The 12064-nt window shown below is 58.9% G+C and carries 9 protein-coding genes; 1 reads left to right on the top strand and 8 read right to left on the bottom strand.

Annotated elements, in window-relative coordinates:
* Positions 1 to 7: 7 nt before the first annotated feature.
* Positions 8 to 754 (bottom strand): peptidoglycan editing factor PgeF, encoded by a 747-nt coding sequence (pgeF, locus tag NZ453_RS14620; RefSeq protein WP_263771421.1) that lies wholly within the window; start codon positions 752 to 754, stop codon positions 8 to 10.
* On the bottom strand, positions 744 to 1892 hold the full coding sequence (gene rluD / locus NZ453_RS14615; RefSeq protein WP_420851671.1) for a 23S rRNA pseudouridine(1911/1915/1917) synthase RluD: 1149 nt from the start codon (positions 1890 to 1892) through the stop codon (positions 744 to 746). Before rluD ends, pgeF begins: the two co-directional genes overlap by 11 nt.
* A 1-nt stretch (position 1893) precedes the next feature.
* Between rluD and NZ453_RS14610 the strand changes: the two genes are divergently transcribed.
* Positions 1894 to 2691 (top strand): outer membrane protein assembly factor BamD, encoded by a 798-nt coding sequence (locus NZ453_RS14610; protein WP_263771418.1) that lies wholly within the window; start codon positions 1894 to 1896, stop codon positions 2689 to 2691.
* A gap of 114 nt (positions 2692 to 2805) precedes the next feature.
* Here the strand turns inward: NZ453_RS14610 and NZ453_RS14605 are convergent, their stop codons facing one another.
* From NZ453_RS14605 to NZ453_RS14580, 6 genes are all read right to left on the bottom strand, one after another.
* On the bottom strand, positions 2806 to 5223 hold the full coding sequence (locus NZ453_RS14605; protein ID WP_263771417.1) for a serine/threonine protein kinase: 2418 nt from the start codon (positions 5221 to 5223) through the stop codon (positions 2806 to 2808).
* A 48-nt stretch (positions 5224 to 5271) separates the two neighbouring features.
* The gene (locus NZ453_RS14600) at positions 5272 to 5568 is read right to left on the bottom strand and encodes a DUF3293 domain-containing protein (protein ID WP_263771559.1); all 297 of its coding nucleotides are present in this window, start codon (positions 5566 to 5568) and stop codon (positions 5272 to 5274) included.
* 207 nt (positions 5569 to 5775) lie between these two features.
* Positions 5776 to 7053: a TRAP transporter large permease subunit gene (locus tag NZ453_RS14595; protein ID WP_263771416.1), complete on the bottom strand. Its 1278-nt coding sequence runs from the start codon at positions 7051 to 7053 to the stop codon at positions 5776 to 5778.
* 14 nt (positions 7054 to 7067) lie between these two features.
* The gene (locus tag NZ453_RS14590; protein ID WP_263771415.1) at positions 7068 to 7649 is read right to left on the bottom strand and encodes a TRAP transporter small permease; all 582 of its coding nucleotides are present in this window, start codon (positions 7647 to 7649) and stop codon (positions 7068 to 7070) included.
* Positions 7650 to 7782: 133 nt separating this feature from the next.
* A complete protein-coding gene (locus tag NZ453_RS14585) occupies positions 7783 to 8796 on the bottom strand; it encodes a TRAP transporter substrate-binding protein (RefSeq protein WP_263771414.1) in 1014 nt (337 codons plus the stop codon).
* 133 nt (positions 8797 to 8929) lie between these two features.
* Positions 8930 to 12058 carry a PAS domain-containing hybrid sensor histidine kinase/response regulator gene (locus tag NZ453_RS14580; protein WP_263771413.1) on the bottom strand — a complete coding sequence of 1043 codons (3129 nt, stop codon included), beginning with the start codon at positions 12056 to 12058 and terminating at the stop codon, positions 8930 to 8932.
* Positions 12059 to 12064: the final 6 nt, after the last annotated feature.

Below are 12064 nucleotides of genomic sequence, written 5' to 3'. Positions count from 1 at the left end.
AGCGCCGTCACGTTGGCGCTAACCAGATCATTGAAGCCATGCGCCCCGTCTGCCCATCCCGCCGATAGGAAAAGAAGCGCTCGGCTTCCGTGACGGTGCAATAGTCCCCGCCGTAGGCGCGGACCACGCCGACCTGTGCCAAACGCTGGCGGGCCAAGAGGTAGATGTCGGCAAACCATTTTCCGGGAACTCCCGGTGTGAAAGCGGTTGAAGCAGACGGATCTCGGGCGATGAATGCAGCGCGCACCTCGTCGCCCACCTCAAATGCCCTGGGACCAATGGCCGGCCCAAGATAAGCAAGGATTTCCTTTCCGCCTGTCGCCATCGCCACCACCGTCGCCTCCAGCACCCCGGCCAACAGCCCCCGCCAACCGGCATGCGCCGCCGCGACGACATGGCCGTCGGCGCTACAAAACAGAACTGGCAGGCAATCGGCCGTCATCACGGCGCAGGCCGAACCGGGCTGACGCGAGAAAGCCGCATCGGCGTCCGGGGCCGGAGCTGTTTTGTCGAGAGCGGCGGCATCGACCACTCGAATACCGTGAACCTGGTTGAGCCATATGGCCGGAACGCCAGGCGCTGCCAACACTCTCCTACGATTCTCGGCAACGGCAAGCGGATCGTCACCAACATGCAGGCCGAGATTGAGGCTGGCGTACGGTCCCTCGCTCACGCCACCCTGGCGAGTAGTAATCAGAGCACGGACGCGTTCAGGTGCCGGCCAATCGGGCTCGATCCAGTGGCTATTCGACATCGTCTTCGTCGTCAATGTCGTCGGTATCGTCAGCCTGCGCGCCTTCGTCTCCGTAGGCGTAAATGATTTCTGGGCCGTCCTCGAACTCGTCCTCCCATTCCTCGGCAGCCGCTTCGGCGGCTAAGCGAGCCTCAAAGGCGAGTGAACGCGCCACCTCGATCAATTCGCTCATATCGTCGGGCAACTCCGAACGCCACTGCATCGATTTTGCGGTTATCGGATGAATCAGCCCCAACTTTCGGGCATGCAAAGCCTGGCGATGGAACTCGGGACCGCGCGGCACACGACTCGCGCCCCCTCCGTAGACCGGGTCGCCGACCAGGGGGTGTCCAATGTGCGCCATGTGCACACGGATCTGGTGCGTTCTTCCGGTTTCCAACGCGCATTCGACGAGGGTGCAATCCAGGAAACGTTCGACGATCCGGTAATGGGTTCGCGCCGGTTTCCCCGTGCGCACAACGGCCATGCGGGTACGCTGCGTCGGGTGCCGACCGATGGGTGCATCGACGCTTCCTCCCCGTTCAAGGTTCCCGCGCACCAAGGCCTGATAGTAACGTTTCACGGTCCTCGCCTGGAGTTGGCGCACGAGATTGGTCTGAGCCTCAAGCGTCTTTGCCACCACCATCAGTCCTGTGGTGTCCTTATCGAGCCGATGAACGATGCCGGCGCGCGGAATGTTCTTGAGCGCCGGTGCATGGAAGAGCAAGGCGTTGAGCAAGGTGCCGTGGCGGTTGCCGTTGCCCGGATGAACGACGAGGCCGGCGGGCTTGTCGATCACGATAAGCGCTTCGTCCTCGAACACGATGTCGAGCGCAATATCTTCGGGTGCCGAGGACTCGGCATGCTCGTCGGGTCCCTCGATCAAATCGATCGTCTCGCCGCCCCACAGCTTGTGTTTCGGCTCGCAGACTGCCACGCCACCGACGCTGACTCGCCCTTCACGTATCCAATTCTGTAGCCGGCTACGCGAATGCTGCGGCCGTAATTGGGCAAGCGCCTGGTCGAGGCGTAACCCGGCGCACGCCGCCGGCACGGTCAGGGTCAGCCTTTCGTTTGCGCTATAATCGTCGCGCTTTTCGTGGCTCAGGTCGGAAGCCTGTGGCGCAAGGCCCTCGGTTTTCTTTTGCGGAACTCTCATCATGCGTAGTTTAGCGGTTATCGCAGCGCTTTTAGTCTCCACGCTCCTCGGCGGTTGCGGATTACTGCCCGAAGTGAAGGACGAAACGGTCGGCTGGTCGGCTAATCGGCTGTATTCCGAGGCCAAACAGGCGCTCGATGAAGGAGCGTACGACAAATCGGTGAAGTATTTCGAGAAGCTCGAGTCCCGCTACCCCTACGGCCGCTTCGCGCAGCAGGCCCAGATGGACATTGCCTACGCCTACTATAAGGACAAGGAAACCGCGTCGGCGCTGGCGGCTTGTGAACGCTTCATCAAGCTGCATCCGAACCATCCGAACGTGGACTACATGTACTACCTGCGCGGCCTGATCAACTTCAATGAAGACCTGGGCTTGCTCGGCCACGTCAGCCATCAGGACATGACCGAACGCGACCCGAAAGGCGCCCGCGAATCGTTCGAGGCCTTTCGCGAACTGGTGACGAAGTTCCCGGAAAGCAAGTACACGCCGGACGCCGTCCTGCGCATGAAATACCTCGTCAATTCGCTGGCGCTGCTCGAAGTACACGTCGCGCGCTACTACATGAAGCGTGGCGCCTACGTGGCAGCCACCAATCGCGCTCAGTTCGCGATTCAGAACTACCCGGAAGCACCGGCGATCGAAGAGGCGCTCTTCATTATGGTCAAAGCATACGATCTGATGGGAATGAACGATCTGCGCGACGACGCCGAGCGTGTCATGCGCAAGAATTTCCCCAATAGTGTCTATTACACGCGCGGTCTGGAGCAGGCCAAGGAAGCGTGGTGGCGATTGTGGTAAATCGCGGGTCGTGATAGATGTGCCCGACACTTGGTGGCGGGCGCAAAAACGGTGTCTGAACGTGGTGGCCGGTTCGATCGACCACCACTTTTTTTGTCAGTACACGGCGCCCACTCAGGTGGACTGCTTGATCGCCAGCACCGCCTGATTTCGCAGGGTGCGCAGCAACGATAGTTCCTTTTCCGGGATCACAATCTCGCCGGCAAACTCGCGGTCGGCGTAGATCATGGCCACGGGGTTGCCTTTGATACAGAGCGGGAAGATAACGAAGGTTCCCGCGTTGATTCCGCGCCGATACCACTCGGGAATACGCGAAGATATCTTGGTATCGCGTGTGTCGCTGATCAGGATATCGACGCCTTTCGACAACGCCGCGTGGAAAATGTCGGGCGTGAAGTCCAGCCCGAAATTGAAGCGCTTGGCGATATCCTGCGCATCCGGACCGAAGCCGAAACGGCCAATCATCATCTTGCTGCGCGGATCGCGCACGCAAAGCACCACACGATTGAATCCCTTGGCGCGATACATGGTTTCGAGAATGATGCGCAGCACATCGTTGAGCTTGAATCCCTCGACGAGGGTGTTGCTGATGTCCTGAATACCGGCCATCAGGATCACTTCCGGGTTTCCGGTTTCCGCGGCGGCACCTGGTTCGCTGTCGCTTGCTTCTGCAGGAGCGGGACTGCCTGGCGCTCCCGCGGGTACCACGTCGGACAGCACCGTCTCGGCGCTCACACCAGGAACAGAAGCGACGGGTTCCGTCAATGTCGTTGCCCCGGGCTTGGTGTTCCACGCCTTCATCTGCTTGCCGAAGGCAGACTGCTTCAGGTTGATCCCAATGATGCCGGCAAACTGCGCGACTTCACTGAACGACTTTTCCATCGTCTCGCGTAACGCCTGTTCACTGAGCGGAATGTTCTCGCCGAAGCGAGCCGTCAGTTGCCGCAGCCCTTTCTGCCGCTGTTCCGGCTCCAAATCCGAAATCATCGAGCAGAGCTCATTCGAAAAATCGGAAAGCATGCGCATCCGCTCTTCAGACGTATTTGCCTTCCTTACGTTTCCGGCCGGAAGCCGGCGCATGCTGTTAACGATCAGATTGGGAAAGCCCCAGGTGCGCGCAATACCGATCCCAAGATCCTCGAACGTGATACCGAGCACGCGAAGCGTCGCAACATCTTCGCTGCACGACTCCTGCTCCATCGTGCGGCGAATCTCCTCGCTCTCGTCGGGGAAATAGAATTGACTCAACAACCGCCCTAGGTTGTGGAACATCGAGCAAATAAAAACCTGTTCGATGTCGCGTACCGACGCTTTCTCTCCAATGCTGCGCGCCAGGATTCCCGAAAGGTTGGCGCGCACGAACTCTTCCTTCAGATGTTCAGCGTTCGCCTTATTGCGCAGATGCTCGAAAAGCATCACGGTGATCGCGATATTGCGCACGGCATCGAAACCGAGAACCAGCACGGCGCGGGAAATCGTACTGATGTTGCCGCCCCCCGCCTGTCTGAAATAGGCGGAATTGACGAGGCGGAGAATCTTGTTGGTCAGCGAGAAGTCGCGCAGGATCGAATTTGAAAGATTCGAAATGCTCTCCTTGTCTGAATCCGTGATCTTGTTGATTGTGCTGACTGACTCCGAAAGCGCCGGAAAGTCGCTCTTGTGCCGCATCCTGCGCAGAAGGAAATCGATAGTGCTCTGCTTGGCGTCCTCTGAAACCCCTGGCTCCTCAGGCTTCAGATAGGCATCGAGCGCTTCTCGCATCTGCACCACGGAGGCATAGCGCTGTGCCGGGTCACGCGCCACCGCTTTGTACAGGATGCTGGCAAGCAAGTCGTCGATCTCTGCTCCGATACCGGCCGGCAGCTTGACGTCTTCGTTGGCGACCCGGTTCATCACCTCATAAACCGAGTTGCCATGGATCGCTTGCTTGCCGGTGAGCATCTCGTAGAAGACGAGCCCAGCGGCGAAGACATCGGTACAAGCATTGCTCTCGCGGCGCTCGATGTACTCGGGAGACATATAGCACGGCGTTCCCATGAACGCCTGAGGATCCTCAACCTGCGCATCAACACGGGTCGCGATGCCGAAATCCATCACGCGAGGCGTACCGTCCTTGTCGATCAGGATGTTGTTCGGCTTCAAGTCCCGGTGGATGATCCCCGCCGCATGAGCATGCGCCATGGCATCAAGTACCGGCCGCAAAATGGAAATCGCCTTGACCGGGGTAAGTCGCCCGTTCGCGCGCAGAAAATCGCCAAGGTTCTGGCCGGGAACATACTCGAAAACAAGATACAGGTCGCCCTGCTCCTCACCCGCTTCGTAGATCGGGACGATGTTCGGGTGGCGCAGCTGGCTGACGGTACGCGCCTCGGCAAGAAGTTGTTGGTTCTTCTTCGGATCGGGGCGCGAAAAGTGGACGGTCTTGATCGCCACTTCGCGCTGCAGTTGAGGATCGCGGGCCAGATAAACCACGCTTTGGGCACCCCGGCCCAACTCGCGGATAATCTCGAAGCGACCGATCTGACTCGCCATCCCGTCCCCGTTCAAAGTGTCTTTTAGCCCATTCTAGCAGGCGGGCGTTCACTTCTCGCGTGTGGGTTTTTCGTTTTCTCTTTCCAGCCAGACAAGGCGTCCGGCACCGTCGACACCGCCATACACGATGGCCGCTTGTCCATATTCCCGGGCCAGCGTCTGCAGCGCCGAGGATTCAACATCGAAAACGCAGAACCCGGCTTCGTCGGGCCAGTTGCCGGAATCCGCCACGTGGTGCGTAGGCATTTGGCACCAACCGCGCTCTAAAAGCGCTTCTCGCAGCAATAGATTGCGCGCCTCATTGAGACAGGGGAGGAGTTGTCTCCCAGGGTTGCAAGCCGTCACGATCCCCCAAGTGCTGCGGCCTCGTCGTGCCAGCCACGAGGCGAAGGCGGGGTGAGACTGCCCGATCCGGAGCGAGAAAATCTCCTTGCCCGTATCGATACAATAAGTCGTCGCATGAAAAGCGGCTTCTAGCGTCGGCGTTCTCACCTCGTACCTCCGCTTGGCAGCCTCGGAAAATCAAGCCGAGGCTGCTTTTCCACTCCTATTTCAGAAGAACCACCGCATCGGCACTGTGACCAACGACGGGAACAGCGTTAGAAGTGCCAGCACCGTCAACTCAGCGATCATGAAGGGCATGACACCGACGACGACTTCGTCCATCTTGATCTTGGCGACGCCGCAAATCACGTTCAACGTCGTACCAACCGGTGGGGTAATCAGGCCGATGGCGTTGTTGATGATGAAGATAACGCCAAAATACACGGGATCGATGCCGGCTTGTTTGACGATGGGCATCAACACAGGCGTGAGGATCAAGATCGTCGGCGTCATGTCCATTGCCGTACCGACAACGACGATCACGATCATGATCACGACCAGCAGCAGTATCTGGTTGCCCATGAATGGCGAGAGCATTGCCGCCAATTGACCAGGCAGGTCAGCAACGGTAATCAACCATGAAGACACCATCGCCGCACCGGCGAGCAACATCACCACCGCAGTGATCTTGCCGGCATTGAGCAGCAGCCCGTACAGATCGGAAAACTTGATTTCCTTATACACCACCATGCCGACAAACAAGGCGTATACAGCGGCAACGACAGCCGCCTCGGTCGGTGTGAATACACCCATCTTCAAGCCGACAATGATGATCATCGGCATGATCAAAGCCCAGATGCCGTCGACCGCAGCGTGCCACACTTCGGCGAGACTCTTGCGCGGACTTGCCTTCAGATTGTCCTTGCGAATAACCCATGCCCATGCAACCAGAATACTCACACCCATCATGACACCCGGCACGATCCCAGCCAGGAACAGTTTGGTAATCGAGACCTGCGCGATGACGCCGAACATAACGAAAGCGATACTCGGCGGGATGACCGGCGCGATGATTCCGCCGGCGGCGATCAAACCTGCCGCGCGCGGTACGCTGTAACCGGCTTCGCGCATCATCGGGATAAGTAATACGCCGATCGCTGCCGTGTCCGCCGCAGCCGAACCGGACAGGCTGGCCATGATGATCGCGGCAAAAACGGCGACGTAGCCAAGCCCACCCCGGATGTGTCCGACCAAAGCCATAGCCAAGTTAACGATACGGCGCGATAGGCCGCCGGCGTTCATGAATTCACCGGCAAGCATGAAGAAGGGCACGGCCATCAGCACAAAATTGTCGGCCCCATCGATCGTGTTCTGCGCGATCAACTGCGCATCGAACATGTTCATGTGCAACATCAAGGCTACGCCGCACACCATCAGGGCGAAGGCGATCGGCATACCCAGCGCCATCGCACCGAGCAGCGAAGCCAAAAATACGGTTACAACCATGGTGTTCTCCCTGATCAGTTTCCGGCGCGCTTATCGTTATTCGCGCGTGTTTCTGGATTGAACGCCGTTTCCGCGTCCTCGCTGGTCTCCACTTCTTCGGATTCGGTAACCTGGATCAACTCGGCGTCAGTCGCTTTCCCGGAAAGAACTCGCCACGTGTTGCCTACAAGAATGATTCCGATACCGACGCTCATCACCAAGCCGGTCCCATAATGGAAGGCCATCGGGATACCGGTTGCCGGTTTGAGGGTCCCCCAACCGACGACTGTCTGGCGCCAGCTGCCAACGAAGAAGAGGTAGCACACCCAGAGCATCAGCGCGTTGCTGATCAGGACGAATGCCACCTTGCCGCCGCGCGGCAACCGCGCGATGAGTGAATCGACCCCAAGGTGCGCACGTTCGCGCATCGCAACGACAGAGCCAACAAAGACTAGCCAAAGAAAGCAGAATCGCGCCAATTCCTCGGATACGGTGATACCGGAATTGAAGACATAGCGCAGAACAACGTTACTGAAAACCATGATGACCATCATCGCGAGGGCGACCACGATGATTGTGTTCATGGCTTGCGTCAGATACTTGTCGAGGGTTTTCATCGGTACTCCAGGCGAACCGGAACGCTGGATGCGGCCTTGCTAGGCCGCTTCTCCCTATTCGATCACTCGGGTTCGCTGCAACGAAAAGCGTGAAGAACGCCCGGTACCACCCGGGCGTTTTCCTATGGACGGATTACTTCAGGTTTTTGGTCTTCTCAAGCTCTGCATAGAAGGCCTTGACCAACGACTGGTCGAGTTGGGCAGCGTACTTGTCCGTCACAGGCTTGATTGCATCACGCATGCGCGCGAGTTCCGCCGGGGCGATTTCGTTCAGCTGCATGCCATGGTCTGTCATCACCTTGCGCGACTTGTCCGTCATGGCACGGGCGGCCTTACGCTGCACATCGCGGGCTTCCACGGCGGCCTCTTCGAAGATCTTCTTCTCGTCAGCCGAGAGCGAATCCCAGAACTTCTTGCTGACCATCAGCATCTGCGGATTGTAAATGTGACGGGTGGCGCTGAAGTACTTCTGGACTTCGTAGAACTTGCTCGCATCGACGGTGGTTTCGGGGTTTTCCTGGCCGTCGACGGTCTTCGTTTCCATGGCCGAATAAAGTTCCGGGAACGGCATCGGCACGGCATTGGCACCCAGCGTGTTGAGCATGTCCACGTACAGCGGGTTCAGGATCGTGCGAATCTTCAAGCCCTTGATGTCTTCAAGCTTCGTGATCGGCCGCTTGCTATTGCTGATGCTGCGATAGCCTTGCTCCATGAAGCCGAGGCCGACCCATCCCTTCTCGGGCATGTAGTCCATCAGTTTCTTCCCGAACGGCCCGTCGAGCACGGCGTCGGCCTGTGCCGTATTGGCGAACGAGAACGGGAAGTCGAGAACGACGAACTCCTTGATCGTACCGACGAGTTGCGCCGGCGACATCATTGATACTTCAACCGTGCCGCCCTGCATTGCTGCTGCGACCTGCTGCTCACCGCCCAGCGTCCCGTTCGGGAAAATCTTGATCTTGATCTTGCCGCCGCTCTTCTTGTCGACGACGTCGACGAGCTTTTGAGCGCCTAGTCCTTGCGGGTGGTCGATCGCGTTAACGATCGGGAACTTCACGTTGCGTTCCTTGATGTCGGCGGCGTTCGCTGGGCCGACGGCCATGATCATGGCAGCGGCAAGTGCGATCGGGGTCAGGATCCTCTTCATTTGCTCCTCCTCTGAAATAGTTGGATGACGGCGCATGAAAATGCGGCGCTGAAGATTGACATATCGCCTTGCTGCGAGCAAAAAACAGGGGGAGTAAAAATACTCAGGCGGCCAAACGAATTGCGAGCGGTAATCAGGACGGAGTAACAGCTTCCCCGAGCCGACGTAGAAGCGCAGCGATGTCGTCGGCCAGAGAGGAAACGTCGTCTTCCGCCGCGCTGCCGTTACTCAGGCTTTGGTGCAACACGACGCAACGCTTCTGCAGATCATCGGCGCCGAGCATGCCGAGAATCGATTTGGCGCCGTGCAGGGTTTCGATCACTGCCGTTCGGTCTCCCCGCATCACAGCCGACTGCAACGTCTCGGCCATTCCCATCCGCTCACCCGTTACCCTGCGCACGAGTTGGGCGTAAAGCCCCCGACGCCCCATCATGCGAGATAACGCCTGCTTCACTTCAATCCCCGGGATATCCGCAACGCGAGCAAGCAGAATGGCCGTTTCGGTGCTCTCGTTATCGGTGGCTGTCGCTTCGCCGATCCTTTGTCCCGCTGTGTTTTCCGGCAGATGGCGAGCGAGCGTCGCGAACATCCGATTCGCTTGAATCGGCTTGGCGATATAGTCGTTCATCCCCGCGGCGAGACAACGCTCGGGATCGCCTTCCATTGCATCGGCCGTCAATGCCACGATCGGCAACGCCGCAAACCGCGGGTTCTTGCGAATCTCAGCGGTCGCCTCGAAGCCGTCCATGTTGGGCATGTGAACATCCATCAATACCAGATCAAAATCCTTCGCGTCGAGCAGGCGAATGCCCTGTTCACCGTCGTCCGCCACCGTGACCCGAGCTCCGAAGATTTCCAGCAGATCCTGCACGACCTCCTGGTTGATCTTGTTGTCCTCGATGAGCAGGATCGATCGACCGACCACGCATTCGCCGCCGCTCAAAACATTGCCCGCATCCGCGCGAGATCCGCTCGAGACACCGCCTGATGCGGGTGTGTTAGCCACTCCCCGGCGTAGCGGGAGTTCAAGCGAAAATACGCTGCCCTGCCCGGGCCGCGACGAGACTCCGACGACACCGCTCATCAGTTCAGCCAGGTTTCGGCTGATCGCGAGACCCAAGCCGGACCCTTCAAACTGCCGGGACATCGAGCCGTCGAGCTGCTGAAAAGGAGCAAACAACAGCGGCAACTTGTCTTCCGCGATGCCGATACCAGTATCTTCGACTTCAAAACGGACACGCACTGTTTCCGTGTCCAGGGGGCAAACCAACACCCTCAACGTAACGCTTCCCCGGTCGGTGAACTTGACCGCGTTGTTGGCAAAATTGATCAGGATTTGCCCGATCCGCTTGGCATCGCCGATCACCGCGGTGGGGACGTCCGTCAGAGGTTGGACGACCAAAGCCAGGCCTTTCGCTTCGGCTTGCTCCACGACCTGAGCGATGACATGGTCGATCAGGCCCGCGAGCGAAAACTCGGCGGCTTCGATGCGCAGCTTGCCGGCTTCGACACGGGAGAGGTCCAGGATGTCGTTAACAATGCTCAGCAAGTGTTCGCTCGAGGACCGAATGCGGCCTAGATACCGCCCGAGGCGGGCATCGCTGTTCACATGCGCCGCCAGTTCGCTCATGCCGATTATCGCGTTGAGCGGAGTCCGAATCTCGTGACTCATGTTGGCAAGAAATTCCGCCTTGGCCCGGCTCGCCGATTCGGCCATGTCACGCGCCGCTGCCAACTCTTCCGTACGCCGTACCACCTTGTTTTCCAGCGTCTGAGTGAGTTCCTGCAAATCGCGCTGCGTACGAATCAAGGTGCTGATATCCAGCGCCACCATGCCCACAGCCACGACGCGGCCGTCTTTGTCGCCCCTGACAGGAAAGTGCACCGTGCTGAACGTTTTCTCCGTTCCATCCGCTTCACGTTGCGTATGGTTGCGCGACACCGGGCGCCCTGTGCGCAAGACTTCCTTGTGTTCGACTTCTAGAAGACGCGCCTCATCGGCACGGAACACCTCCGCATCGGTTTTACCAAGCACGTATCCCGGGGAAAAATGGAAACTCGACTCGAATACCGGGTTGACCATCAGGTAACGCCCGTGAACATCCTTCATGTTCACGCCGGCCGGTATGTAGTCGCGAAAGGCGGCAAGGCGCTGTTCGCTGCGTGCCAGCGAACGACGTGATCGCCAATCGGCGGCAGTCAGCGCAACAATGAGCAGTGTTCCAATCGCGATCAGTGCCTGTAGCGCATGCCGCGCAAAATAGTAGGAACGGAAGGCTTCATCCATGTCTTCCTCGACCACGAGGCCGAATGCTGCGTCGGGAAGCCAGCGGGCAGCACCGACGACCCGCCGCCCCCGGTAATCCGCATAATCTTCCACCATGCCGGTGTCGAAGGAACTGAACTCAAGCAACTTCTCCACCACTCGCGTAAGTGGCTCGGTGCTGACGAGATCGGGGTCGGGTCGCCCGTCATCGTCGCGATTTGGCGTCACCCGCGCCAGCAGCCGGAAAAGGCTCCAGCCAGGCTCGGCCCCCTCGGGGGCCACAAGGCTTTTCTCGAAGCGAATCGGAGACAGGATGCGGCCTTCCTGGTCCACCACGTACGCTTCGCCGGTAATCCCCGGACGGCCGTCCCGTAGCAACCGGTAGAGACGCAATGACGGATTCTCGTGCAAGCAAAGAAACGCCATGCGCAGCCCGTCCTGATCGACCGGTGCGCATGACAGTTGGTAGGCATAGGCTGACGGGTTCTCAACCATGAGGGTGGAGAACGGATGCCTGGCTGATATCGGCGGTGTTACAGCACCGGAAAGCAACAACTCGGCTCGACGCAAGGTCTCTCGCGTGGATGGCAGCGGGAGCTGGCCGATGTAGGCCCGCGTCCCCGCCGTCATCACCCGCTTTCCGTCGGGCGTGATCAACGAATAATCGTCGAAGCCCCGGCTCTGGTAGAGCGGCGTGATCCATGCTTCGAAAGCGCTATGTACGGACGGATCATCCGGGTTCCCGATCAGTCGGGCCACCAACTCCTTATGCGCAGGCTCGTCGGCGATCTTGCGCGCGCGGGCGGCGGAATCCTGTTGCAGGAGAACGATGCCGCGCGACATCGTCTCAAGATTGCTGATGATGTGATCGGAGATGTTTCTCCGGTACTCCTTGAGGATCGCTTCAAGCACCGCCGTGCCGGTGGCGACAAGAACCACGATCGCCAGAAGGGCAAGAACGATGCGCGGCCAGAAGTCCTTGGATAACGGCCTCACTCGAAT

The organism is Propionivibrio soli (genome assembly GCF_025770765.1).
In the GTDB taxonomy this organism is placed as follows: Bacteria; Pseudomonadota; Gammaproteobacteria; order Burkholderiales; family Rhodocyclaceae; genus Propionivibrio; species Propionivibrio soli.
This window is presented reverse-complemented; position numbering and strand designations above follow the sequence as displayed.

Coding starts and splice junctions, on each gene's coding strand:
- pgeF (WP_263771421.1), bottom strand. CDS start 754: ATGTCGAATAGCCACTGGATCGAGCCCGATTGGCCGGCACCTGAACGC.
- rluD (WP_420851671.1), bottom strand. CDS start 1,892: ATGAGAGTTCCGCAAAAGAAAACCGAGGGCCTTGCGCCACAGGCTTCC.
- NZ453_RS14610 (WP_263771418.1), top strand. CDS start 1,894: ATGCGTAGTTTAGCGGTTATCGCAGCGCTTTTAGTCTCCACGCTCCTC.
- NZ453_RS14605 (WP_263771417.1), bottom strand. CDS start 5,223: ATGGCGAGTCAGATCGGTCGCTTCGAGATTATCCGCGAGTTGGGCCGG.
- NZ453_RS14595 (WP_263771416.1), bottom strand. CDS start 7,053: ATGGTTGTAACCGTATTTTTGGCTTCGCTGCTCGGTGCGATGGCGCTG.
- NZ453_RS14590 (WP_263771415.1), bottom strand. CDS start 7,649: ATGAAAACCCTCGACAAGTATCTGACGCAAGCCATGAACACAATCATC.
- NZ453_RS14585 (WP_263771414.1), bottom strand. CDS start 8,796: ATGAAGAGGATCCTGACCCCGATCGCACTTGCCGCTGCCATGATCATG.